24 protein-coding genes and 1 pseudogene are annotated in these 24,609 nt (G+C 69.7%); 10 read left to right on the top strand and 15 right to left on the bottom strand.

The features are described 5' to 3' along the window. The first annotated feature begins 88 nt into the window (after positions 1-88). Both E1J61_RS17155 and E1J61_RS17160 read left to right on the top strand, forming a co-directional pair. Positions 89-1,024, top strand: a complete 936-nt coding sequence (locus E1J61_RS17155; protein WP_133095236.1) for a LysR family transcriptional regulator — start codon at positions 89-91, stop codon at positions 1,022-1,024. A 53-nt stretch (positions 1,025-1,077) separates the two neighbouring features. Then, positions 1,078-2,115 carry a substrate-binding domain-containing protein gene (locus E1J61_RS17160; protein WP_133095237.1) on the top strand — a complete coding sequence of 346 codons (1,038 nt, stop codon included), beginning with the start codon at positions 1,078-1,080 and terminating at the stop codon, positions 2,113-2,115. Positions 2,116-2,119: 4 nt separating this feature from the next. On the opposite strand, the gene E1J61_RS17165 is transcribed toward E1J61_RS17160, so the two are convergent. From E1J61_RS17165 to E1J61_RS17175, 3 genes are read right to left on the bottom strand one after another with little or no spacing between them, the layout of a single operon-like run. Beyond that, positions 2,120-2,827 carry a sulfite exporter TauE/SafE family protein gene (locus E1J61_RS17165; protein ID WP_116319688.1) on the bottom strand — a complete coding sequence of 236 codons (708 nt, stop codon included), beginning with the start codon at positions 2,825-2,827 and terminating at the stop codon, positions 2,120-2,122. Between the two features lie 2 nt (positions 2,828-2,829). Then, on the bottom strand, positions 2,830-4,290 hold the full coding sequence (locus tag E1J61_RS17170; protein ID WP_133095238.1) for an amidohydrolase family protein: 1,461 nt from the start codon (positions 4,288-4,290) through the stop codon (positions 2,830-2,832). 19 nt (positions 4,291-4,309) lie between these two features. Beyond that, positions 4,310-5,659: a uracil-xanthine permease family protein gene (locus tag E1J61_RS17175; protein WP_133095239.1), complete on the bottom strand. Its 1,350-nt coding sequence runs from the start codon at positions 5,657-5,659 to the stop codon at positions 4,310-4,312. Between the two features lie 301 nt (positions 5,660-5,960). Here E1J61_RS17175 and E1J61_RS17180 point away from each other — a divergent pair, with 301 nt between their 5' ends. The 3 genes and pseudogenes from E1J61_RS17180 to E1J61_RS17190 all read left to right on the top strand — a co-directional run. Then, positions 5,961-7,223 carry a molybdopterin-dependent oxidoreductase gene (locus E1J61_RS17180; protein WP_133095240.1) on the top strand — a complete coding sequence of 421 codons (1,263 nt, stop codon included), beginning with the start codon at positions 5,961-5,963 and terminating at the stop codon, positions 7,221-7,223. 10 nt (positions 7,224-7,233) lie between these two features. Continuing rightward, positions 7,234-7,890: a c-type cytochrome gene (locus E1J61_RS17185; protein ID WP_133095241.1), complete on the top strand. Its 657-nt coding sequence runs from the start codon at positions 7,234-7,236 to the stop codon at positions 7,888-7,890. A gap of 78 nt (positions 7,891-7,968) precedes the next feature. Beyond that, positions 7,969-8,088, top strand: a pseudogene (locus tag E1J61_RS17190) (SRPBCC domain-containing protein); the annotation flags it as partial. A 41-nt stretch (positions 8,089-8,129) separates the two neighbouring features. Here the strand turns inward: E1J61_RS17190 and E1J61_RS17195 are convergent. Beyond that, a complete protein-coding gene (locus tag E1J61_RS17195; protein ID WP_133095242.1) occupies positions 8,130-8,966 on the bottom strand; it encodes a universal stress protein in 837 nt (278 codons plus the stop codon). A 154-nt stretch (positions 8,967-9,120) separates the two neighbouring features. Continuing rightward, complete coding sequence (locus E1J61_RS17200) at positions 9,121-9,429, bottom strand: hypothetical protein (RefSeq protein WP_133095243.1); 309 nt, start codon at positions 9,427-9,429, stop codon at positions 9,121-9,123. Between the two features lie 331 nt (positions 9,430-9,760). On the opposite strand from E1J61_RS17200, the gene E1J61_RS17205 reads away from it, so the two are divergent. Beyond that, a complete protein-coding gene (locus tag E1J61_RS17205) occupies positions 9,761-10,177 on the top strand; it encodes a hypothetical protein (RefSeq protein WP_133095244.1) in 417 nt (138 codons plus the stop codon). 90 nt (positions 10,178-10,267) lie between these two features. Beyond that, positions 10,268-10,492 (top strand): DUF3820 family protein, encoded by a 225-nt coding sequence (locus E1J61_RS17210; RefSeq protein ID WP_133095245.1) that lies wholly within the window; start codon positions 10,268-10,270, stop codon positions 10,490-10,492. Between the two features lie 11 nt (positions 10,493-10,503). On the opposite strand, the gene ggt is transcribed toward E1J61_RS17210, so the two are convergent. The 7 genes from ggt to E1J61_RS17245 form a co-directional block, all read right to left on the bottom strand. After that, positions 10,504-12,222, bottom strand: a complete 1,719-nt coding sequence (gene ggt, locus E1J61_RS17215; RefSeq protein ID WP_133095398.1) for a gamma-glutamyltransferase — start codon at positions 12,220-12,222, stop codon at positions 10,504-10,506. 153 nt (positions 12,223-12,375) lie between these two features. Continuing rightward, positions 12,376-12,912: a DUF1097 domain-containing protein gene (locus tag E1J61_RS17220; RefSeq protein ID WP_133095246.1), complete on the bottom strand. Its 537-nt coding sequence runs from the start codon at positions 12,910-12,912 to the stop codon at positions 12,376-12,378. 38 nt (positions 12,913-12,950) lie between these two features. Next, positions 12,951-14,219, bottom strand: a complete 1,269-nt coding sequence (locus tag E1J61_RS17225; protein ID WP_133095247.1) for an amidohydrolase family protein — start codon at positions 14,217-14,219, stop codon at positions 12,951-12,953. 136 nt (positions 14,220-14,355) lie between these two features. After that, entirely contained in the window at positions 14,356-15,024 is a 669-nt protein-coding gene (locus E1J61_RS17230) for a response regulator transcription factor (protein ID WP_133095248.1), read from the bottom strand. Next, positions 15,021-16,082, bottom strand: a complete 1,062-nt coding sequence (locus E1J61_RS17235) for a sensor histidine kinase (RefSeq protein ID WP_133095249.1) — start codon at positions 16,080-16,082, stop codon at positions 15,021-15,023. The genes E1J61_RS17230 and E1J61_RS17235 overlap by 4 nt, the downstream gene beginning before the upstream one ends. 223 nt (positions 16,083-16,305) lie before the next feature. Then, on the bottom strand, positions 16,306-17,445 hold the full coding sequence (locus E1J61_RS17240; protein WP_133095250.1) for an acyl-CoA dehydrogenase family protein: 1,140 nt from the start codon (positions 17,443-17,445) through the stop codon (positions 16,306-16,308). Then, positions 17,438-18,634, bottom strand: coding sequence for a CaiB/BaiF CoA-transferase family protein (locus E1J61_RS17245; protein WP_133095251.1), 1,197 nt, complete (start codon positions 18,632-18,634; stop codon positions 17,438-17,440). The genes E1J61_RS17240 and E1J61_RS17245 overlap by 8 nt, the downstream gene beginning before the upstream one ends. A gap of 93 nt (positions 18,635-18,727) precedes the next feature. Here E1J61_RS17245 and E1J61_RS17250 point away from each other — a divergent pair, with 93 nt between their 5' ends. The 3 genes from E1J61_RS17250 to E1J61_RS17260 are packed head-to-tail and all read left to right on the top strand — an operon-like array spanning position 18,728 to position 20,800. Then, a complete protein-coding gene (locus tag E1J61_RS17250; protein WP_133095252.1) occupies positions 18,728-19,690 on the top strand; it encodes a LysR substrate-binding domain-containing protein in 963 nt (320 codons plus the stop codon). Positions 19,691-19,744: 54 nt separating this feature from the next. After that, positions 19,745-20,548, top strand: a complete 804-nt coding sequence (locus E1J61_RS17255; protein WP_133095253.1) for a BPL-N domain-containing protein — start codon at positions 19,745-19,747, stop codon at positions 20,546-20,548. A gap of 27 nt (positions 20,549-20,575) precedes the next feature. Then, a complete protein-coding gene (locus tag E1J61_RS17260; protein ID WP_133095254.1) occupies positions 20,576-20,800 on the top strand; it encodes a PIN domain-containing protein in 225 nt (74 codons plus the stop codon). A 10-nt stretch (positions 20,801-20,810) separates the two neighbouring features. Here E1J61_RS17260 and E1J61_RS17265 read toward each other — a convergent pair whose 3' ends face one another. From E1J61_RS17265 to E1J61_RS17275, 3 genes are read right to left on the bottom strand one after another with little or no spacing between them, the layout of a single operon-like run. Next, entirely contained in the window at positions 20,811-21,884 is a 1,074-nt protein-coding gene (locus E1J61_RS17265; protein ID WP_133095255.1) for a DUF2955 domain-containing protein, read from the bottom strand. After that, on the bottom strand, positions 21,874-23,037 hold the full coding sequence (locus E1J61_RS17270) for an HlyD family secretion protein (RefSeq protein ID WP_133095256.1): 1,164 nt from the start codon (positions 23,035-23,037) through the stop codon (positions 21,874-21,876). The genes E1J61_RS17265 and E1J61_RS17270 overlap by 11 nt, the downstream gene beginning before the upstream one ends. Continuing rightward, a complete protein-coding gene (locus E1J61_RS17275) occupies positions 23,034-24,608 on the bottom strand; it encodes an efflux transporter outer membrane subunit (RefSeq protein WP_133095257.1) in 1,575 nt (524 codons plus the stop codon). Before E1J61_RS17275 ends, E1J61_RS17270 begins: the two co-directional genes overlap by 4 nt. Position 24,609: the final 1 nt, after the last annotated feature.

Consider the following 24,609-nt stretch of genomic DNA (forward strand, 5'->3'; position numbering starts at 1 on the left):
TGTGTTCCGGTCATCATAGGGAGCGCCGATGTATGATTCAAATGCAAATATCGAACCGCTCCCATAACCAACACGCATGGGATTCCGCATGGACACCCAGAAACTTCTGCACCTGCTCGCCATCGTCGAGCACGGCACCTTCTCCGAGGCCGCGCGCGCGGTCCACCTGACCCAGCCGGCGCTGAGCCGCAGCATCCGCGCGCTGGAGCACGAGCTGAAGGCGCCGCTGTTCGACCGCGGCGCTCGGCGCGCGCGCCTGACCGTGTTCGGCGAACTGGTGGCCGACCGCGCGCGCCGGATGCGGCTGGAGGAACGCCAGCTGCGCCGCGACCTGGAGCTGCTGCGCGGGGGCGAGGAAGGCTCGCTGACGATCGGCGTGGCGCCAGCGCCGGCCGCGCTGCTGCTGACGCCGTTCCTGATCCACATGGCGCAGGCGCATCCGCGCATCAAGGTGCGCACCGAGACCGGCGCCACCAACGCGCTGCTCGACGCGCTGCGGCGCGAGACCATCGACGCCATCGTCGGCGACGCTTATGTACTGCGCGCCGCCGACGATGTCGACATTGAACCTCTGGGCGAGTTGCCAGCCGGCCTCGTGTGCCGCGCCGGCCATCCGATCCTGCGCAAGCGCCGCATCGATATCGAGGCGATCCGGGCCTACCCGGTGGCGACCACCACGCTCAGCACCATCGTCAGCCGCCAGCTGGCCGAGCTATGGGGGCCCGAGGCCGCGCCCGACAAGCTCTTCACCCTGCACTGCGACAACCTCGACATGCTGCGCAGCGTGACACTGGCCACCGATACGCTGCTGTTCGGCGTGCTGTCGATCACGCGGCAGGAACGCGCCGCGGGCCTGATGGCGGAAGTGCAGATGCCCCCCGACCCGCGCCGCTGCGGCCGCTACGGCATCGCGCGCATGGCCGCGCGCTCGCTGTCGCCGGCGCTGGAGACGCTTTACGCCTTCACGCGCGAGCACTGGAAGGAATTGTCGTCGGCGCCGGCCAGGCAGGGCGCGCGCCGCTGACCTGCCCGTCACCGCTGATGTATGCTCCCGCTGATTCCCAGCTCAAACCCGGCATGACCGATTCCACGCCAGACCGCCCCCGCCGCCTCACCATTCACGACGTCGCCCGCGCCGCCGGCGTGTCGCTGACCACGGTCTCGCACGCGCTGAACGACCGCGGCGTGCTGGATCCCGCCACGCGCGCGCGGGTCAAGCGCATCGCGGCGGAACTGGGCTACCGGCCCAGCGTGCGCGCGCAGCGGCTGCAGTCGGGCCGCGCCAACTGCATCGCGCTGCTGTCGTCGATGCCGTTCGCGGTGGCGGGCGGGACGTCGCGGCTGGGCTTCATGATGGAAGTGGCGGCGATCGCGGCGGAAGCGGCGATGGGCCGCGGGCTTGGCGTGGTGCTGGTGCCGCCGCTGGAAGGCGCCAGCGGATTGCTCGATACGCTCGATATCGACGGCGCCATCGTGATCGAGCCGATTGCCGCCGATCCGCATATCGCGCGGCTGCGCGAGCGCGGCGTCAGTATCGTGTCGATCGGACGCGAGCCGCTGACCGAGACGCCGGTGCCCTGCGTCGACCTGCAATCGGCCGAAACCGCGCGCCTGCTGCTGGAACACCTGCACGGCCGCGGCCGCCGCCATATCGGCCTGATGATCGGCGCCGCGCCGCGGCAGTCATATGTGGAAACCGAGCGCGCCTATCGCGAGTTCACGCAGGCCGCCGGCCTGCCCTGCCATATCGTCAAGGCGCCCGAGGAACGCGGCGAAGCCGGCGGTGCCGATGCCTGCGCGCAGCTGCTGGCGCAGATGCCGCAGCTCGATGCGCTGTGCGCGCCGGTGGATGCGTTCGCGGTGGGCGCGATGGCCCACCTGCAAAGCCTGGGCAAGCGCGTGCCCGACGACGTGCTGGTGGCCACGCGCTACGACGGCATCCGCGCCCGCGGCGCGCAGCCGCCGCTCACCGCGGTCAACCTGCATCTGGAAAGGGTGGCGTCGCTGGCGGTGGAGCTGTTGTTTGCCCACCTGTCCGGCGACCGCAGCCGCACGGTGATCGCCGGGCCCGCTCCTGAACTGGTGATACGGGCCTCGTCTACGCCGGCTGCCTGACCATCTAGCCGCGCAGCAGCACCACCGCGCCCGACACCAGCGCGAACACCAGCACGCCGATGCGCAGCATGCGCTGGTTGATGCGCCGGTGCACCAGGTGGCTGGCCACCATGCCCACGCCCAGTACCGGCAGCAGGCCAGCGGCGTAGAACACCTGCTCCATGCCGAGCTTGCCGCTCAGCGCCAGCACCACCAGCGAAATCACCTCCCCCACCAGGAAGCACAGCGCCACGGTCGCGCGCAGCGTTGCCACGGGCGCGTGCTGGTAGGCCAGCGCCAGCGGCGGCCCGCCCACGCCGGTTGCGGTCTCGGTCACGCCGGTGATCAGCCCGGTCGAGGCAAACGTCAGCCGCCCCGGCGTAAAGGCCGGCGCCAGCAGCGACGCCAGCGCGGCGGCGATGGTGCTGCCGCCGACCAGCGCGTTGAGCCACGCCATCGGCATCGCCACCAGCACCCACAAGCCGCCGAAGGTGCCCGCCAGCCGCCCGGCGCTGATCCAGCCCGCGCCGCGCAGGTCGATGGCATGGCGCTCGCGCCAGGCCACGTAGGCGTTGAGCGGCAGCATCGCCAGCAGCAATGCCCCGGGCAGCATCGCCGGCGCGGCCAGCGCCAGCACCGGCACCACGATCAGCGCGAAACCCATGCCGGTCGCGCCCTGGATCAGCGCGCCGGTAAAGACCGCCACGCCGACGCTGAACCACGTCATGTCCATCGTCACGCTGCCTCGCCGGTTGCGACGCCGGCGGCATGGCGCGCGCGGTGCACGTCGGCCGCTTCGTGCAGCTTGCGGATCGGCGCGTTGGCGACGGTATCCGCGGCCATTGCGTGGATGGCCTGCATCAGCGCGCGCGCATCCCAGTCGGTGGGCCAGCCTTGCCACAGGCGCAGGCTGCCATCGACAAAGACCGCGCGGATCTGGTCGCGGTTGGCCAGCCGCACCAGTTCCCAGGTCAGGTCCCACGACGGCGCCAGCTCGGGCACGTCCAGGTCGACCAGCAGGAAGTCAGCGCGCTTGCCCGCGGCGATCTCGCCGGTCAGCGCGCCCAGTCCCGCGACCTCGGCAGCATCGTGCGTGGCCATGTCGACCCAGCGCCAGCCGGCGCCGCACGACGAATCTCCCACGCCGATGCCGAAGGCAAAGCGCTGCGCCGCTTCGGCGTAGTCGAGCAGGCGGAAAGCGTCGCTGCGGGTGCCGTCGGTGCCGAGGCCCAGGCGCACGCCGAAGGTCGCCATGGTTTCGGCGGGCGCTACCGCGTTGCCCTTCCAGGCGCTGGCCACGGGGTTGTAGGCCACCGCCGCGCCGGTATCGGCGAGCAGCCGGATCTCGTGCGGCGTCACCAGCGTGGCATGCGCCAGCAGCGCCGCCGGGCCCAGCGCGCCGACCGCGGCCAGGTGTTCGATGGGCCGGCGGCCGCAGGCGTTGAGCGAGCGCTCCACCGCCACCAGGTGCTCGTTGGCGTGGGTCTGGAAGATGCGGCCGGACTCGGCGCAGAGCTGGTAGACGTGGTGCAGCATCGCGTCGGAGGCCGCCTCGGGGATCGAGATTGCCAGCGACGGCGCCACCAGCGGGTCGCCGGCGTACTTGTCGAGGTGCGCGGCGGCGCGGCGCAGGATCGGCGCGGCGTCGAGCGTTTCGGCGCCCGGCTTGTCGTTGCAGATCAGGCCCAGCACGCAGCGCACGCCGGCATCGGTGACCGCGCGCGCGATCGCATCCAGCCCCGCGTCGCTGCGCGTGCCGGCATCGACCACGGTGGTAAAGCCGCCGCGCAGCGATTCCAGTGCGGCCAGCTTGGACGACAGGTACAGGTGCTCCGTCGTCAGGCTGCCCTCCAGCGGTACCCACACCCGGCGGAAAATCTCCGACGGCTCGCCGAACACCAGCGACTTGCCAAAGGACTGGGTCAGGTGATGGTGCGTGTCGATCATGCCCGGCATCAGCAGCATGCGCGGCAGCGGCAGGGTTTCCAGTTCCGGGAAGCGCGCCTTGACCTCATCGGCGCTGCCCACGGCCGTGAAGCGGCCCTCCTCCACCACCACCGCTTGCCCGCGCACTGCGCCCTGGCGCAGCAGCGTCCATTCCGGCAGCAGGATGCGGGGTTGCCTGAACAGGTCCGGCTGCAGGGCCGGCACATTTTCGCCGGGCCAGGCCGGCAGGGTTGCATCGTGTCGAGTCATTGCGATTCAGGAAGCGGGATCAATGCGTGGCGGCGGCATCGTCGCCGACCGCCGGGGCCGGTGCCGCGGCACGCAGGCCCGTGTGGAAAAACAGGAAGTTGAGCAGCGCGGCGGTGATGGCGCCCATCGCCACGCCGTTGCCGACCAGGATGCGCAGGTTGGCCGGCAGCCCGCCGTAGATGCCGGGCACCAGGATCGGCAGCAGGCCCACGGCCAGCGCCACCGCGACGACATACATGTTGGCGTGATGGCGCAGGTCGACCTTGCGCAGCATGTCGATGCCCATGGTGCCGACGATGCAGAACACCACCAGCCCGGTGCCGCCCACCACCGCCTCGGGGATCGCGCTGATCAGCGACGACACCGGCACCAGCAGCCCGAACACCACCAGGATCGCGCCCGACACCGCGGTGACGAAGCGCGAGCGCACGCCGGTGGCGCGCACGATGCCGATGTTCTCGCCGCTGGTGATGATCAGCGAGGTGCCGAACATCCCGCCCACCAGCGAGGTCAGGGCATCCGCACGGATGGTGCGCGGCACGTCGCGCTGCTGGTCCACCGGCTTGCCGACCGCGTCGCTGATCGCCAGCGTCTGGCCGGTGGCCTCCACCATCGAGATCACCGCGAACACCATCAGCGGGATCGCGGCCACCACGTCGAAGGTCGGCATGCCGAAGGGGAACGGCGTGGGCAGCGCAATCACCGGCGTCATCGACACATGGCCGACATGGAAGGCACCCGTCAGCACCGCCACCAGCGCGCCGCCCAGCAATCCGAGCAGGATCGCCAGCTGCGCGAGCATGCCCGTCAGCAGCCGCGACGCGGCGACCGTGCAGGCGATGGTGGCAAACGCCAGCAGCAGGTTGAGCGGATCGACCGTGGTGCCCGCTGCCGGATGGCCCGCGATGAGCCGTCCCGATACCTGCGCCAGGTTGATCGCCACCAGCAGCAGCATCGTTCCCACCACCACCGGCGGGAAATAGCGCAGGCAGCGCCGGAACACCGGCAGCACGCAGAAGTAGAAGACGCCGGTCAGGATCACCGCGCCGGCCGCGGTCTGCACGTCGGTCTGCTGCGCGATCAGGATGAACAGCACGATCGGCGCGCCGCCGGGCAGCATCACGAACGGCAGCCTGGCGCCGATGCCGCGCTTGCCGAGCGACTGCAGCAGCGTGCCCAGGCCGCAGATCACGAAGGTGGCGCTGAGCAGCTGCACCGCCAGCGCCGGCGGGAAGTTGAGCGCCTTGCTCATCAGGAACACGGACGCGATCGGCGACGCGGCCATGACAAGGACATGCTGGAGGCCGAAGACGAACAGGCGCCGCCATGGCAGCAGTTCGTCCACCGGCGCGGGGGCGGCGTGGGACATGAATAGGCTCCTCGTTTGGTGTACGGGCGTTGTGCGGTGGCCGGCGGCCAGCCGCTGCGTCTGTGCGCAGTTCGCCTCGGATAGTATGGATTTCCGCTAACAAAAACGTTTTTGTTAGTGTAGGGAAACGGAATCTGCGTTGCAAGCGGTTTCTCCGGCCGTCGCAGCGGTATTTCCCCTATATCGACTTAATCGATAAGCCCTAGCAGGAAAACCCGTTTCACAAGCTAACTGCCGTGAGGGCAAAGTGAGCGCCACAACGCATCGCGCACGCCCCCGCGAGCGCCAAGGAGACGCCCCCATGCGAGACAAAAACACGCCCGCCGGCCTTGCCGGCGCCCCCCAGCCTGGCCCCACCCGTCGCCGCTTCGTCCGCCATGCTGGCGGGCTCGCGCTGCTCGCCTCGCCGCTCGGCGCCCTAGCCGCAAAGGCGACCGACGGCGTCACGCTCGCCGACGGCCCGCGTCCGCTGGTGCGCTATCCGGGCAAGCGCCCGCTGGTGCGCGTCAGCACCCGCCCGCCGCACCTGGAAACGCCCTTCTCCACGTTCAACGAGGGGCCGATCACGGCCAACGACGCCTTCTTTGTGCGCTATCACCTGGCCAACATCCCGCTGTCGGTAGACCTGAACACTTACCGGCTGAGCGTGGGCGGCCATGTCGGCAAGCCGTTGCGGCTGTCGCTGGACGAGCTCAAGAAGCTGGCCGATCCCGTCGAGGTGGTGGCGGTGAACCAGTGCTCGGGCAACAGCCGCGGCTTCAGCGAGCCGCGCGTGTTCGGCGCGCAGCTGGCCAACGGCGCGATGGGCAATGCGCGCTGGACCGGCGTGCCGCTGCGCAAGGTGCTGGAGCATGCGGGCATCAAGGCTGGCGCCAAGGTGGTGACCTTCAACGGCATGGATACGCCGGTGCTGCCGAGCACGCCGGACTTCCGCAAGTCGCTCGATATCGCGCATGCGATGAACGGCGAGCCGCTGCTGGCCTGGGGCATGAACGGCGAAGACCTGCCGCTGCTCAACGGCTATCCGCTCAAGCTGGTGGTGCCGGGGTATTTCGGCACCTACTGGATCAAGCACCTGTCCGAGATCGAAGTCCTTGACCACCCGTTCGAGGGCCATGACGCGTTCTTCATGACCAAGGGCTACCGCGTGCCGGACAACGATTGCCAGTGCGTGGCCCCCGGTACGCCGGCCGCCAAGACGCGGCCGATCTCGACGCTGGCCGTGCGCAGCTTTATCACCAGCGTCGAAAACGGCGGCAGGCTGCCGGCCGGCCGTACCGTCGAGCTGAAGGGCATTGCCTTCGACGGCGGCTCGGGCATCCGCACGGTCGAGGTTTCCGTCGATGGCGGGCAGAACTGGCAGGCGGCGAAGCTCGGCGAGGACCTGGGCCGCTTCTCGTTCCGCGCGTGGCACTTGCCGGTGAAGTTCGCCCGCAAGGGCCCCGCGGTGCTGATGGTGCGCGCCACCAGCAACAAGGGCGAGACCCAGCCGGCCAAGGCCAACTGGAACCCCGCCGGCTACCGCCGCAATGTCATCGAAGCCACGCCGGTCACCATCGCCTGAGGAACGCGCCATGAAAGCAACCATCGCCCCCGCGCTGCTGGCGCTCGCCTTGCTCGGTGCCGGCCATGCCGGCGCCGCGCCGCAGGACATCAAGCTGCCGGCGGAAAACGTCAAGCTCAAGCCCGCCAGGCTGCCGGGCTACGGCATCGCCATGCAGAAATGCGCGATCTGCCATTCGGCCGACTACGTCTCCTACCAGCCGCCCGGGCTAAGCCTGGCGCAGTGGACCGCCGAGATGAAGAAGATGCAGCAGGCCTACGGCGCGCCGATCGACGATGCCGAAGTCGAGCAGCTCGGCGCCTACCTGGCCGTGGCCTATGGCTCGGCCAAGGCGAAGGATCCCGAGATCGTAGCGATCGCGCAGAAGGCCGGCAAGCCGGCTGCAGCGGCGCCTGCTCCCGGCGCCGCGGCCGCGAGCGTCGACGTGCAGGGGCTGCTGGCAAAGAATGCCTGCCTGAGCTGCCACAGCGTGACGCAGAAGGTGGTCGGACCAGCCTACCATGAGGTCGCCGTGCGCTACAAGAACGATGCGCAGGCCCAGGCGAAGCTCGAAACCAGCATCCGCGGCGGCAGCAGCGGCAAGTGGGGTGCGGTGCCGATGCCGCCGTTTGCCAGCCTGAAGCCGGAAGAAGTGCGCGCGCTGGCGGCATACGTGCGCCAGCAATAAATTTCCACCTGCCAACTCGCGCCCCGGCCATTGCCGGGGCGTTTGCATTTTTCTCCTTGCCAGACGCGCCGTCGCCACGAAGACGATGGCACGCGCTACACCGCGCGCGTGATGCATCCGGACGAAGCCACGCGCAAGCAGCATGAAGAGCTGGGCTTCCACGAGGGCTGGAATACCTGCATCACGCAGCTGAAGTGAGCCGGCAAGGAGGTTGCCGCAGGCGTGCGGCGGCGCGCGCTTCAGTGCGAGAACAGCACCGGCACGGTCATCGACTGCAGCAGCACGCGGGTCACGCCGCCGAGGACCAGTTCGCGCAGCCGGCCATGGCCGTAGGCGCCCATCACGATCAGGTCGGCGCCAAAGTCCGCGGCGCGCGACAGGATCAGCTCGCCAATGGTCAGGTCAGCGCCGCCGGGGCCGTGCTCGACTTCGACCGAGGCGCCCTGCCGCTCCAGCACCCGCTGCGCGTGGCTGACCGGCGTGGCATCGGCACGCAGCTCCTTGGCGGGGGTATGGGCGCCGAGCATGCGGACTTGCGCGCCAGCCAGCAGTGGTAGCGCGTCGTGCAGGGCGCGCGCGGCCTCGCGGCTGCCGTTCCAGGCCAGCAGCACGCGCGTGCCGATGGTGCTGAACTCGCCGGCGCACGGGACCACCAGCGTGGGCCGGCCGGATTCCAGCAGCAGCGCTTCCAGCAGCTGCCGGGCCACCGGGCCTTCGACGTTGTCGCCATCGTACTGGCCGGACACGATCAGCCCGGCCTCGCGCGCTTCGCGCAGCGCCAGCGTGACGGGGTCGCGATCGACCGCGCGCCAATCGGCCACGACCCCCAGTTCGCGGGTGGCGGCCTCGAAGGCGCAGTGCATGTCTTCGCGCTGCAGCCGGCGGCGTTCCTGGTCTTCGGCCAGGCAGCGCTGGGCATTGTCCATGCGGTAGGACCAGCCGGGGTCGGGCACGCGCCCCGCCAGCAAGCCGATCAGCGGGCAGCCGGCGGCGCTGGCGAGGCGGCCGGCAAGGTGCAGGCGGCGGGAGGACTGTGGATTGCCGTCCAGGTGGACCAGGATGCTGTCGTAGGCCATGATGCCCTCGCTTCGGTCTTGCTTGCATCCAGTCTAGGCCGCAAGACCGATTGGGCCTTGACCCGAGTCAAGGCGGCCGGAACCCGCGCTTAATCCGGCCGGCACGGAAAGCGACAAGAAACGGACGGCAGGCGCCATCTGCCACCAGCATCACTCAGTCGTCGTGGTCTTCGTGCCAGCGGCGCCATTCACGCTCGCGCCGCCTTTGTTCGCGCCATTCGCGCTCGCGCCACTTGCGCTCCCGCCATCGTTGTTCGCGCCAGTCGTCGTAATAGGCCGGCGCCACGACCACCGGCTGCGGCGGCGCCAGGTAGACCGGCGCCGGCTCGTAGTAGACCGGGGGCGGCGCCACGGCATAGCCGGGAATGCCGATGCCGATATCGACGTTGACGCGGGCCTGGGCGGTGCCCGGGCCCATGACTGCGATGCCTGCCAGAGCGCAGGCGGCCAGGATGCTTCGCATGGTGATGTCCTCCTGGCCGGCAATGTAACGGTGCGCCGCGGCGGCAGGTGTTCGCAGAAGGTTAGGCACGTAGCAACGTGTAACCGCACCGGCGCTTTTGCGGCGCTGGTGGCGGCCCGGCGCGCTGTCGCACTCCCCGTCGGGCAGCACGCGCACTTCGGGCTCAGGGGGGAGGGGCAAGCGGTGGCGCTGGCATCGCGCGCGTAATTAACCCGCTCACGCGTGCCTGGCAAGGCTGGTAAATCACCGTTGCAAAAACAAACAGAATGTCAGGTGCCTCGGCGCTAAAGTGGTCTTTCCCATGCCTGAAGGCTAATTTGGAGGTACACGCATGAAGCAACATCTGGCGAAATCCCTGTTGATGGCTGGCGCGATGGTCGCGTCCTACCCGCTGTTCGCACAGCAGGCCCAGCCCCTTCAACCGGCCCAGCCGATGCAAGCCACGCAACCGATGCAAGCCACCCAGCCGGCGCCGTCCGCGCAACCGATGCAAGCCATGCCGGCCGCCGCACCGTCCGCACAATCCGCACCATCCGCACCATCCGCCCAGGTCGCACAGGCCCCGGGCGCAGCCAGCCCGTACGCACCCGCAGGCCAGCCCGCGCAACCGGGCATGGCGCCGGCCCCGGTCGACCCGATGCAGGCAGCCGCACCTGCCGGCGCCGCCGATCCCGCCAGCATGAGCCTGGCCCCCGATGCGCTCGGCACCCGCCTGGGCCAGCGCAGCGGCTTCCTCGACGGCGCCTGACGCCAGTCCCCGCGCGCTAACGCGCGGACCGGTGGCGGACCGGCGGGCGCAAGCTGTGGTAGCGTAGCGCCCTGCCGATTTGACGCCACCATGACTCCGTTCGATTCCGACGCACTGAAGCGGCTGGTCAGCGTCGCCATGCCCTATGGCAAGCACAAGGGCACGGTGATTGCCGACCTGCCGGGCAACTACCTGAACTGGTTCGCCCGCGAAGGCTTCCCGCCAGGGGAGATTGGCGGGCTGCTGGCGCTGATGCACGAGCTCGACCACAACGGCCTGTCGCACCTGCTCAAGCCGTTGCGCGGGCGCGGCTAGCACCGCGCCGGCTACAGCCCCAGCGCGCGGCCGTCGCTGCGCGGGTCGTGCGCGCCGGCAAGCTGCCCTTTCGGTCCGATCCGGATCGCGCCCGGATGCCCGGCCAGCTGGCTCTGCGCCGGGATCGGGCTCAGCTGGTGGCCGCGCGCCGCCAGCTCACTGAACACCTGCCTGCCGGCGTCCTGCTCCAGCTTGAGGCTGTCGCGGCTGTCGGAGAAGGTCTTGCCCAGCAGGAAGCGCGGCCGGCCGAGCGCGGTCAGCGGGTCCATGCCGTAGTCGATCATCCGCGTCAGCACCGCCGCCAGCGTCTGCGGCTGTCCGTCGGCGCCCTGCGTGCCATATAGCAGCCGGGGGCGGCCGTCCTTGAGGTAGATGCCCGGGTTCAGCGTGTGGAAGGGCCGCTTGCCGCCCTGCAACACGTTGGGGCTGGCGGGATCGAGGCTGAACGATGCGCCGCGGTTGTGCCAGAGTACGCCCGTGTCGCCCACCACCACGCCGCTGCCCCAGTCGAAATACACCGTCTGCAGCATGCTGACGCAGCGGCCCTCGCGGTCGGCCGCGCCGATGTACACCGTATCGCCGGGCTGGTACACATGCGGCCACGGCATGGCCCGTGCCATGCGGATGCGTTGCGCCTGCGCATCGAGGTGCCGGCGCGACAGCAGCCGGTCCACCGGCACGTCGACGAAATCGGGATCGGCGACGTAGCGATTGCGATCCAGGAACGCCAGCTTCACGGCTTCGACCAGCAGGTGGTAGTAGTCGGCGCTGCCCTCGGGCACGGCCGACAGGTCGAAGCGGTCGAGGATCCCCATGATCTCCAGCGTCGTCACGCCCTGCGTGGGCGGACGCAGGCCCAGCAGTTCGCCGCCACGGTAGGCCACGCGCAGCGGCACTTCCTCGCGTGCCTGGCAGCGCGCCAGGTCATTGGCGCGCAACGGCGAGCCGGCCTGCGCCAGCCCTGCCGCAAGCCGGCCGGCGATGTCGCCCTCATAGAACTCCCGCCCGCCCTGCGTCGCCAGCCGCTCCAGCGTGCGCGCCAGTTCGGGCTGGCGGAACATTTCGCCCGGCTTCGGCATGCGCCCGTCGGGGGCGAACACGCGGCCGAAGCCGCCCCAGGCCGGCAGGTCCGCGGCGCGGAACTCCTGCCAGAAGCATTGCGACGGCGTGACCGGGAAGCCGTTGGCGGCGTACTCGGTGGCGCGCCCCAGCAGCGTCGACCATGACTGGGTACCGCCCCACTGGCTCTTGCCGAAGGCAAAGGCGCGGTCCCAGATCGCGACCGTCGCGGCCGCGGTCAGCGCGGCGCCCGGCCCGCGCAACGGGATGGCGCCGCTGTAGCCCGGCGTTTCGGCGGCGGCCTGCCCGATCCCGGAGAACGAGCGCACGTTGCCGTCGCGGTCGCTGGTCACCAGGAAGGCATCGCCGCCCAGACCGGTGAAATGCGGATAGGTCACGCTCAGCACCGCGCCGATCGCAATCGCTGCCTCGATCGCATTGCCGCCTGCCTTCAGCACTTCCAGTCCCGCCTGGCTGGCGAGCCCATGCGGGCTGGTGACCATGCCCGCATCCGAATGCGCCAGGACGCCGCGCGCCGCGGGCGCGGCGTCCTGCGCCGCCTCGGCGCTTGCGGGCGCCAGGATCGTGCTGCCCGCCAGCGCTGCTGAACTTGCCAGGAAAGCCCTGCGCGAGGTGCCGCCGCAGGGATCGACTTCAATCGTATGTTTCATGCCGCTGTTTTCCATGCCGCTGTTTTCCATGCCGCTGTTTTCCATGCCGCTGTGTTCCATGCCCTTGTGTTCCATGCCCGTTCCCCCGGAAAGACCGGCTGCCCCGTGCTGTCGCCGCGCGGGCAGCCGCGATGATGACGATGCGATGGCGGCTCAGGCTTCGCGCTTGTGCGCCTGCCACGACCGCTCGACCAGGCTTTCCGGCGCCGAGTAGCGCGCCTTGATCCAGGCATAGGCCGGGCCCATTGCATTCATGGCAATGACGGCACCCAGCGCGGTGACGGGATCGCCCGGCGTGGGCCCGAAGCCCCCGAACAGCGTGGCGAAGTACGAGGCAAAGCCGAAGAACATGCCGGGAATGAAACGCAGCGTGTAGAACACGCGCGCCAGGAACATCATGCCGGCGTTGAGCATGAACAGGATCACCATCTCCGCCGCGATCAGCGCCGGCCCCGAGTACTGCTCGGCGGCCTGCCGGAAGCACAGCACGATCACGAACGCGAACAGCGACCCCACCGGCAAGGTCGGCCAGATCTTCTTCAGGTTCTCCGGCGTGGGCCCGCCCATGGCAAAGGTGGCGGCCCAGCTGATAAAGATGGCCCACGGCGGCAGGTGCGACGCATGCGCGGCAATGGGAACGGTGGTGATGGCCAGCAGCGAGGCCACGACTTCGGCAGGCAGCTTCTTCATGATCGTCTCCTGGAAAGCCTTGAAAGGGTTGGGGCGGTTCAGTGCGCGCAGCAATGGTGCCGGCGGATGTCGCAGCGGTGCTGCGTCACCACCGTGATCCGCCCGCGCTTGACCACCCACAGGCGCGGCGGAATGTCGATCAGCGCGTCCGCCACCTTGAAGGTGTCGAGGATCACGATATCGGCCTGCCGGCCCACTTCCAGGCCATAGCTGTCCTGCAGCCCGATCGCGCGCGCGGCGTTGTGCGTGCCCATGCCGAGCACAGCGAGCTGGTGCTCCGGCACGCCGAACTGCGCCACGTGCGCGAGCATATTGCCGATCTGCAGCATGTCGGCCTTGCCGAACGGCGTGAAGGCATTGCGGATATTGTTGGACGAATACGCGACGTTGACCCCGCCGTGATGCAGCGCCTTCACCGGCGTCAGCCCGCGGCGCTGGTTCTGCGCGTCCTTGCGCCCGCCCAGGTACAGGTCGGTCGCGGGCAGGGTCACGATGCTGATGCCGGCGTCGCGCAATTGCGCCACCAGCGGCTCCAGCTGCGCCGTGTCGAGCGCGCCCAGGCTGGTCACATGGCCGAGCGAGACGCGGCCCTGGTAGCCGCATTCGATGGTCTTGCGCGCGATGTAGTCGACCGCGGCAAAGCGCTGGTCGGCGGTATCGTCGGCAAAGTCGGCATGCATGTCGACCGGCGCGTCATAGCGTTGCGCCAGCTCGAACACCATGTCGATATGGCGCACGGTATCGGCCCAGCTCAGTTCGTTGTAAGGGCAGCCGCCGACCACGTCGGCGCCCATGTCCATGGCCGCGATCATCAGCTCGCGCGTGCCCTGCGACTTCAGGATGCCCTCCTGCGGAAAGGCCACGATCTGCAGGTCGAGCAGGTCGTGGTACTCCGCCTTGAGCTCCAGCAGCGTCTCCACCCCGATCAGCCCCTGGATCAGGTCGACGTCTGGGTGGGCGCGGATCGCGACGGTGCCATGCCGGACCGCCATGTCCAGCACCTGGCGCGAGCGGTCGAGCACGTCGTGCCGCTGCTGCTTGCTTTTCAGGATGCCGGTGACGCGGATGGCCTCGTCCAGCGTGCCCAGCCGGGCGGGCAGCCGGCGATGCAGCAGCGCCTTGTCCAGGTGCAGGTGCGGTTCCACCAGGCCAGGGATGGCGGCGCGCCCGCCGGCTTCGATCACTTCGTGCGCCGGCGCGTCGATGCCGGGTTCGATGGCGGCAATGCGCCCGTCGCGGATGGCGATGTCGGTCAGGGGCGCGTCGTCGCGGACGCACGCATCCCGGATCAGCAGGTCCAGCTGCATGGCGTGTCTCCTCAGGTCTTGTCGTTCTGCCGGAGCCGCTGCCCCGTGACCTGAAGCGTAGGTGCCGGCGCGCGCCGGCTGCATCAGGATCGGCTGAATTCGACCTAAGGATCGGCCTAGCTGCGCCGCAGCAATGCTATGGGATAACGCTCGCCTCCCCGGGCTCGCCCGCTTCCGCCAGCAGACCGTGCCGGATGGCGTAGTGCACCAGCCCGGCGGTCGACGAAAGCTCCAGCTTGGCCAGGATGTTGGCCTTGTGCGTACTGACCGTCTTGCCGCTGAGCGACAGCGTCAGCGCGATCTCGTTGATGCCCTGCCCTTCGGCCAGCATCTGGAACACCTGCAGTTCGCGCGCGGTCAGCCGCGCATGCGGCAAGGCCGCCAGCGGCTGGCGCGCCTGCCCGATCAGCTTGTCGGCGATCGCGGCCGAGACCGCGGTGCCGCCGCGCGCCACCTTGCGGATCGCACTGATCAGCTGGTCCGATTCGACATTCTTGGTGAGATACCCGGCAGCGCCGGCGCGGATCGCCTGCACCGCGTACTGCGACTCGCGGTACATGCTCAGTACCAGCACGGGCAGCGCCGGATAGCTGGCCTGCAACTGCTGGATCAGCACGATGCCGCTGCGGCCCGGCATCGACATATCCAGCAGCAGCACGTCCGGCAGGCCGGCGCGCAGCAGCGCGAGCAGTTCGTTGCCGTCGGCGGCCTCGGCCACCACCTGCATGTCCGGCACGGTGGACAGGATCTTCTTCAGCCCGTCGCGGATGATGGTGTGGTCATCGGCCAGCAGGATGCGGATCATCTGCTGTCTCCGCTCGCAATACCGGCATCGCGCGGAACCAGCGCCTCGATGCGTGTGCCGCGGCCTTTCTCGCTGCTCACCACCAGCTTGCCGCCCAGCATCAGCGCGCGCTCGCGCATGCCGAGCAAACCCAGGCTGCGGCGGCGGCCGGTGACGGAAGTATCGATGCCGCAGCCATTGTCGGCGACCACCAGCCGCAGCATGCCGCCCGCCTCGGCCAGCTCGACGCGCACGCGATCGGCCTGGCCATGGCGGCAGGCATTGGTCAGCGCTTCCTGCGCGATCCGGAAGACCGCGGTGCTGACTTCCGCACCGAGGTCCGCCACCGGCTGGAGCGCCTTCTCGCAGGCAATGCCAGTGCGCTCCGACAATGACTCGACCAGCCACTCGATCGCCGAGGCCAGCCCCAGTTCGTCCAGCACCGGCGGGCGCAGGTCGGCCGCAATGCGCTGCACGGCTTCCACGGTCGAATCGGCGATCTCCTTGAGCATCTGCACATGCTTGCGGTACGCGTCGTCGGCAGCCGGGCCCTGCTGCGCCTCGATGTAACTAAGCCCCAGGCGCAGCGCCGTCAGCGACTGCCCCAGCTCATCGTGCAGCTCGCGCGAGATGCGGGTGCGTTCCGCCTCGCGCACGGATTGCAGGTGCGCGGACAGCTCGCGCAGCTGCGCGCGCGAGGCCAGCAGCTCCTGCTCGGAGCGCTTGCGGTCGGTGATATCGCGCGAGATCCCCACCGTGCCGATGACCTCGCCGCCCGGGTTGTGGATCGGCATCTTGATGGTGTCGAACCAGCGCACGCTGCCGTCCTTGCCATGCCGGCTTTCTTCGTAGCGGCGGCGCACGCCGCTGTCGACCACCGCCTTGTCGGTATCGAGGTAGACCTGGCCCCATTCCGCCGACCAGACCTGGTCCGGCGTGCTGCCCACGATCTCGGCCTCGGTCCGTCCGCATGCGGCCATGAACGCGTCATTGACCAGCACGTAGCGCGAGCCGGCATCCTTCAGCCAGGCCTGGTCCGGGATGTTGTTCAATATGGCGCGCTGCAGTTCGACATCCATGCCTCCCCCTTTGCAAGGCAGCCCTCCGCCCTGCCACTCCGGTCCTTCGGATTGATTCGGGACGCGCATGCATTCATGCCGATTGCGCATAAATTGCGCAATCGGCGCGCTGGCAAGCCCCGGCCCTCGCAGACTATAGCCAGCGGCGGGCGGCTGCGCCCTTGTCGTTTTCCTGAATGGGCGAGAGCAACGGATGCAGTCGGGGCGTCTTGCGGCGCACGCCCTACGCCAGCACCGCGCGCGCAATCACCGTGCGCTGGATCTCCGACGAGCCTTCGTAGATGCGCAGGATGCGCGCATCGCGCACCAGCCGCTCCAGCGGCATCTCGCGCGTGAAGCCGTAGCCGCCGTGGATCTGCAAGGCGGTATCGGTGACGAAGGCGACCGTCTCCGAGGCATAGAGCTTGGCCATCGATGCATGCTCGGTGAAGGGCTCGCCGTCGCGGCGCCGCACCGCGGCCTGCAGCGTCAGCAGCCAGGCGGCTTCGAGCCGCGTGCGCATGTCCGCGAACATCCACTGCAGGCCCTGCTTGCGCGCCAGCGGCTCGCCGCTGACCTGGCGCTGCCTGGCCCAGTCGACCGCGCACGCCAGCGCCGCTTCGCTGATGCCGAGGCTGGTGGCGGCCACGTCGAGGCGGCTGTTGTCGAGCACCTTCATCGCCGTGCGGAAGCCGCTGCCTTCCGCTCCCAGCCGGTTTGCCGCGGGAACGAAGCAGTCCAGCGCCACCTCGTGCGCCGGCGCGCCGCGGATGCCCATCAGCTTCTCGGCGGGCGCGACCTCCACGCCGGCGCTGTGCCGGTCCACCACGAAGGCGCTGATGCCGCGCGTGCCGGCCGCGGGATCGGTCTTGGCGTAGACGACGATAAAGTCCGCGGCGTCGGCGTTGGAGATGAAGTGCTTGACGCCGCGCAGGCGGTAGCCGTCGCTTTCGGGGGTGGCGCGCGTGGCCATGTCGGCGGGGTTGGAACCGGCGCGCGGCTCGGTCAGCGCGAACGCGCCAAGCTTGCGGCCGGCGGCGGCGTCGGGCAGGTAGCGTGCGCGCAGGCTGTCGTCGCCGCCGATCAGGATGGAGTCGGTGGCCAGGTAGTGCGCGCCGATCATCGACGAGGTCGACGCGCAGGCCTTCGCGACTTCGGCCAGCGACAGGATCAGCGCGACCGGCGAGGTCTCGGTCCCGCCCCAGCGTTCGGGCAGGTTCATGCCCATCAGGCCGAGCTCGGCAAGCTGCGGCACGTAGCGCGTGGTGGAGGTTTCGTCGCGATCCACCGCGGCGGCGTTCGGGGCCAGCTCGCTCTGCGCGAAGCGGCCGATCGCGTCGGCGATCTCCAGGTCTTCCGCTTCGACGCCCATTCGCTTATGCATGTTGCTTCTCCTTATTGAAATTACTGAAATCGTGCGCGGCCAGGATGGCCCCGGTGTGCTGGCCCAGCGCCGGCGCGGGCGTCACGCGGTTGGCGCCGTAGGCAGAGAACTTGACCGGCTGCGACGGCAGGCGCACCGTGCCGCCGTCCGTGCCGGGCACCTCGGTCAGCAGGCGGCGATGCGCCGCGTGCTCGCTTTCCAGCGCTTCCTTGACATTGCGGATCGGCGCGACCGGGATGCCGGCGGCGCCGAGCACGGCGTTCACCTCCGCCACCGTGCGCGTCGCCGACCAGTTCTCCAGCATGGCGCGCAGGTCGGACTCGAAGCGGCACCGCGTCTCGTCATCGGCAAAGCGCGGGTCGTGCGCCATCGCGGGCTGGCCGATGGCGTCGGCCAGCGCCTGGAACAGCTTGTTGTTCAGCACCGCCACCACGTAGAAGCCATCCGCGGCGCGATACGCGCCGAACGGCGCCGACGACGGATGGCGGTTGCCCACGCGCCGCGGCGCCAGCCCGGTGGCCGCGTAGCGCGCGACCAGCGTGGCGCTGAGGCTGAGCGTGGCATCGAACATCGACACATCGACATGCGTGCCGCGCCCCGTCTTCTCGCGCGCCAGCAGCGCGGCCAGCACGCCCCACGAGGCGAACAGGCCGCTGACGGCGTCGGACACGGCCTCGCCGAGCATGGTCGGCGCGCCGTCGGGCGCACCGGTGGCGTCCATCAGCCCGCACATCGCCTGCAGGATGATGTCGTAGGCCGGGCGGTGCGATTCCGGGCCGGTCTGGCCAAAGCCCGACACGCTGGCATAGACCAGCGGCGGGTTCAGTTCGCGCAGCGCGGCGTAACCGATGCCGAGCTTGTCCGCCACGCCGGGGCGGAAGTTTTCCACCACCACGTCGGCACCGCGGCACAGCGCGCGGGCGACAGCCAGGCCGTCGTCCGTCTTCAGGTCGATCACGATGCTCTGCTTGTTGCGGTTCATCGCCGAGAACAGGCCGCTCTTGCCGTCGGAGAAGGGACCGACCGCGCGATAGTCGTCGCCGCCGGGCGGCTCTACCTTGATGACTTCGGCGCCGAGGTCGCCGAGCAACGCGGTGCAATACGGGCCGGCGAGCACGCGCGAGAAATCGATCACGCGCAGGCCGGCTAGCGGGAGATCGGGCACATCAGGCAGGTTCGAATGCGTCATGGTCTTGCTCCTCAAGGGCTGGTGGGCCGATTCTGCGCAGCGCAGGCTATCAAGTAAAATATTGATTTCGAGTAGCACCTATAGGATTATTTAATGGCATCGCAGCCATCGCCTTCGCGCATCTCGCTGCGCCTGTTGCGCTACTTCGCCGCCACGGCGGAAACCGGCAGCACCGCCGCCGCCGCGCGGCTGCTCAATGTCTCGCAGCCTTCCATCTCGGTCGCCATCCGCGAGCTGGAAGCCTTGTTCGACGAAGCCCTGTTCGCCCGCGATGCGGGCACCAGGCTGGCGCTGACCCGCTTCGGGGCACGCAAGCTGGCGGAAGCGCGCCGGATCCTGGGCGCGGCAACGGCATTCGAGATCGACCAGCGCGGCGACGGCGACGCCGGCGAGGTGCGCATCGGCGTGTTCCGCACGCTGGCGCCGGCCTACCTGCCGGCGGTGCTGCGCGTGGCACGCGAGCGCTATCCCCGGCTCGCGGTGCGTTTTGTCGAAGGCGACCTGGCCCAGCTCGAAGACTGGCTGCACGGTGGCCAGATCGAGCTGGCGCTGACCTACGACGTGGGGCTGCCTGTCGAGATCGGCCGCGAAGTGCTGGCGGAACTGCGGCCCTACGGGCTGGTGCCGGCCGGCTCGAAGCTGGCCCGCGGCAAGGCCGCAATCTCGCTGCACGCGCTGGCGCGCGAGCCGCTGATCCTGATCGACCTGCCGCACAGCCGCGAATTCCTGATGGCGCCGTTCTGGCAATTCGGCCTGCAGCCGGAGGTGCGCTACCGCGCCACGTCGCTGGAACTGGCGCGCAGCATGGTGGCGAACGGGCTGGGTTCCGCGTTGCTGATCACGCAGGCGCCGGCCTCCGGCCAGTCGGCCAGCGTCGTGGAAAAGCCAATCCTCGAGGAAACCGTGCGCCAGCCGCTGGTGATCGCGCAGGCGGGTACCGGCCAGACGCGCGCGGCGGCGCTGCTGGCGGAATGCGTGCGCGAAGCCGTACGCGAAACGATGGCGGCGCGCGGCCCCAGGAAAGCCGGTACTGCGCCGTCGCGAAAACTAGGGTAGAAAGCAAGCGATAAGCGTTGCCTGTGCCACCCGCCCCCAACCGCCACGACCAGCATGTCCAAGCACAAGATCCTGACGTATGTCGACGCCGGCGCCTCCGACTGGACCGCCTGCCTGATGCGCACCATCGGCCACCAGCTGCAGGCCGGCGCCTACGAAATCCGCGCGGTCATGGCCGACGATATCCGCCACGACCCAACGCTGTTCGACGACGCGGTGATGTTCGTGATGCCGGGCGGCGCCGACCTGCCCTACTGCGCGGCGCTCAATGGCGCACCCAACGCGCGCATCCGCAGCTTTATCGAACGGGGCGGCGTCTACCTGGGCATCTGCGCCGGCGCCTACTACGCGTGCCGGGAGCTTGCTTTTCACGCCGGCACCTCGGGCGCGATCTGCGGCGCCCGCGAGTTGCGCTTTGTCGACGCGGTGGCGGTCGGCTCGCTGCCCGACCTCACCGGCGGACGCTTGTACGACGGCACGCCGCGCACCGCCGCGGCCGTGGAGATCCGCACCACCGATCACCTGACACCGACACCGGTCTCTCTCTACATGCACTACCACGGCGGCTGCATGTTCGATTTCGGGGGTGAGCCCGGCCCGGGTACGCAGGTGCTGGCGGTCTACACCGGCATGGCCGGCTCCCCGCCTGCGATCGTGTCCGCGCGCGTGGGCTACGGGCGCGCCATCCTGACGGGGGTCCACGTGGAGATTTCCGAGCGCGAGTGCAAGGACGCGCTGCGCGGCCACAGCGACATGGATGCCCACGTGCACGTGTGCCACCGGCTGGCCGAGACCGGCGAAACCCAGCTGGCGGTCTTCCGCCAGTTGCTGGCGCATGGCGGGCTGGCGCTGGGATAAGACTTTCTACGTGATGCCGCACTGAAGATGCTCGACGAGGAGTTTGCCGAGCGGGTGCTTCCGTTCGACGAGAACGCCGCCGTGCACTATGCCGCGCTCGTTTCACAGCGAGAGCGCAATGGTCGTCCGATCAGCATGGCAGATGCGCAGATTGCTGCCATTTGCAGGCATAACGGCGCCACGCTCGCCACGCGCAACGGAAAGGACTTCGAAGGGACCGGGATCGTTTTGGCCAACCCCTGGGTGGATTGATGCCGGGCATCTATTGCGACGACTGCGGTTGCCCTCTGCGCATCGCGCGCGGCTGGTCCAGCAGCTCGATCATCAGCCACGCGTACAGCGTGACGCCGATAAACAGCCCCATGCGCACGACAAAGGCGGTATAGACGTCCTTGCCGGCCGCGCTGTCCTGCACCGACTGCCCCAGCAGGATGACCAGCGTCACCAGCGTATTGAGCCAGAAGCCGGGCGCCTGGCGCGAGGGGCTGAGCCCATAGAGCTTGCGCGCCACCAGCAGCGCAAACAGCAGCATCCACAGGAAATACATCCACAGGTGCACGAACAGGCTGAGCGCGCCCCAGAATGCGATCGCCAGCAGGCCGCCGAGCAGCGTCGAGCCCAGCAGCTCGCGGCCCGCGTTGCGCGCAGAAGTGGTGCAGCTCTGCCGGCCCAGGCTGACCGCCTTCATGATGATCGGCATGTAGGTGGTGGGATCGGTCATCGTGAGCAGGAAGGCTGGCATCACCACCAGCGCCGCGCGCAGTGCGACCCACGCCGCCAGGTCGTCCGGCAGCGCGCTGGCCGGGGGCGCCGCCGGTGTGCCCGCGGGCTCGGGAAAAAGCCAATGCCCGAGCGCCAGCGCCAGCACCGCCAGCAGCAGCCCCTTGACCAGCGCGGCAATGACCGTCACGGCCAGGCCGAAGTCGAAGGTGCCGGCCGACGAGATCATGGTCAGGCCGACCACCAGGAAGGTCGACACCAGGTTGTTGCCGCCGCGCAAGCCGTAGCGGAATGCCAGGAACAGGCACAGGCCGGTCAGCAGCACGCCGCTGACCGGGTAGTGGCGCAGCAAGGGAATCAGCAGCAGGCCGCTGCCGGTGGTCAGCATCACCACCAGCGCCAGGCCCACGCCGGTCTTGAACGCCAGCGGACGGTTCATGCCGGCGAGCAGGAATATGGCCAGCACTGGCGCGAGCATCGGGATCGGCAGGCCCAGGCCGAAGCTGGCCGCCAGGCACCACGCGGTGCCGCCGGCCAGGCGCAGCGCGCGCCGTGCGCGCGGCGAGGGCGGCGGCCGCGATGCCGCCGGTACCGTCGCCGGGCTGTCAGTAGACATAGGACAGCCAGCTCATCAGGTACAGGAAGGCGCGGCCGAGCGGGTTGAGCGGATTGCCTTCCGTCGGAAACGCCATGACCTCCGCCTGCCCGCCCACGCGCACGCCGCGCAGCGACGACAACTGGCCGGGATCGAATTCCACCGTCACCGGGAAACGCTGGGCCGGGCGCAGCCAGTCGCGGCTGTTCTGCACCGTCGGCAGGCTGCCGGGCTGCGTGGGGGGGCCGCCGACACTGACACCATAGCCGACACTGCGCACGCGCCCGGTGAAGACCCGCCCCGGCAGCGAATCCAGCACGATCGCCACCGGCGTGCCGGGCACCACGTGGCCAAGGTTGTTCTCGGTCATCTCCGCGTTGATCCATACGTCGTGGATGGTGATCAGCGTCATCACCGGATTGCCCGCAGCGGCAAACTGGCCGGTCTCGGTGCGCAGATCGGTGACCAGCCCGGCCGAGCGCGCGCGCACGCTGGTATTGGCCAGGTCCAGCTCGGCCTTTTCCAGCGCGGCGGCGGCGCTGCGCAGCTTGGCGTTGTCTTCGGCGCTGCCGCCCTCCTGCTCGCGCGCGCGCTGGACCTCGGCGCGGGCCGCGGCCACCTGCGCGGTGGCTGCTTCCAGGCTGGCACGCGCGATCTCCAGCCGGCGCAGCGATATGGTGCCCTGGTCCTCGCGGTACAGGCGCTCCAGGCGTTCGCTGTCCTGGCGCGCCTTGACCTCGTTGGCGCGCGCTGCGCGCAGCGCCGCCTGCGCCGATTCGATGCCGGCGGTGCTGGCGCCGATCTGCCGGCGCGTCGACTCCAGGTCGGCGCGCGCGCGGTCGGCGGCGATCCGGTAGTGCTGCGGGTCGACCTCGAACAGCACCGTGCCGGCCGCCACGTCCTGGTTGTTGCGCACATGGACGCGGGTCACGCGCCCCGCCACCTCCGACGCCACCGGCACCACGAAGGCCTGCACGCGCGCCTGCTGGGTATAGGGCGTGAGCCGGTCGGCCAGCAGGTACCACACCAGGCTCACGGCGATCAGCACGAGCACCCAGCGAATGCCTTTCCTGGCCGGATCGGCGGTCGCTGCCGCGGCGGGCGGCGGCGGCGGCGGTGGCGGTGGCGATGCTGGCTCCGGCGGGACTGCTGCGGGCTGTGGCGTGTCGCTCATCGGGCCTCCGCGTTGGATACCTGCCGTGGTGTCGCCGGAACGCCCGCCCCCGCAGGCGCGGCCGGCCGCGCGGCTTCTTCGAACAGGTCGCCCCAGTTGGTGCGCTGCTGCATCTGCTGGCGCGTCGCCGGGTCGACCAGAGGCAGTTCGCTGTGCCAGCCGCCGCCCAGCGCCTTGTACAGCGCGATCAGGTTGCTCACGGCGCTGCTGCGGTTGAGCACGTAGGCATCCTGCTGGGCTGCCAGCGCCCGCTGCGCGTCCAGCACGCGCTGGAAGTCGGAATAGCCCTCGCGGTAGAGCGAGTTGGCCAGCGACAGCGAACGGTTGGCGGCGACCGTGCCTTCGCGCAGGATCTCTTCGCGCTCCAGCGACTTGAGCAGGCCGCTGGCGGCATCGTCGGCTTCGCGCGCGGCCTGCCGCACCGCGTCCTGGTAGGCCACGATCAGCTGCTGCAGGCGTGCGTCCTGCACCCGCACGTTGTTGCGGATGCGGCCATAGTCGAACACGTTCCAGCGCAGGCTGGGCCCGCCCACCAGCGCCAGCGTGTTGGGCGTGCCGGCCAGCGTGCTGGCGGACCAGACGATGCTGCCCAAGAGCGACAGCGACGGGTAGAGATCGGCCTCGGCCACGCCGATCAACGCCGACTGCGCCGCAATCTGCAGCTCCGCGGCGCGCACATCCGGACGGCGCACCAGCAGGCTGGCCGGCACGTCCTGCACCACGGCGCGGTCGAGCAGCGGGAGGGCCCCTTCCCGCTCCGCGAGTTCGGGCAGCTCCGGCAGCGCGCCGGGAGGGTGGCCCGCCAGCACCGCCAGCGCATTGCGCGTGCGCAGGATCTGGCCCTCGAACTCGGGGATGCTGCTGAGCGTGCCCAGGTACTGCGTCTTGGCTTGCTGCAGGTCGAGCTCGTCGGTCTCGCCGCTGCGGAACAGCCGCTCGGTGATTTCAAAGCTGCGCTGCTGCAGCCGGGCATTGTCGCGGGCGATGCGCAGCCGCGCCTCGGCGGTGCGCAGCGCGAAGTAGGTCTCGGCCACCTGGGCGCGCAGCAGCACCAGCACATCCTCGTGGTTGGCGCGCGCGGCAAAGTACGCGGCATCGGCCGATTCGATGGCGCGGCTGAAGCGCCCCCAGAAGTCCAGCTCCCAGCCGATGTCGAAGCCCGCGCTGAACTGCCAGAAGCGGCTGTTCTGCGGGTTGCGCCCGCCGGCCTGGCGGCTGGAGGTGTACAGCGCATCGGTGCTCACCTGCTGCAGCTGCGGGTAGCGGCCGCTCTGGGCGATGCCGAGCTGCGCGCGCGCTTCCATCACGCGCAGGCCGGCGATGCGCAGTCCTGCATTGTTGGCATCGGCCTCGGCGATCAGGCGCTCCAGCGTCGGGTCGCCGAATACCTGCCACCACTGCCCCAGGTCGGGCGCCGGGCGCCGTTCAGTCGCGCCCTGCAGCGCCGGGCTGTCCCATGAGGCCGTCCACGCCTCGCGCTGCGGCTGGAAGTCGGGGCCCACCCGCGCGCATGCGCCCAGGCACAGCACGCCGGCCAGCAGCATTCCGTTCGGCCGGTTGCGCACGGGCATG

The organism is Cupriavidus sp. L7L (assembly GCF_004353535.1).
Lineage (GTDB): Bacteria > Pseudomonadota > Gammaproteobacteria > Burkholderiales > Burkholderiaceae > Cupriavidus > Cupriavidus oxalaticus_A.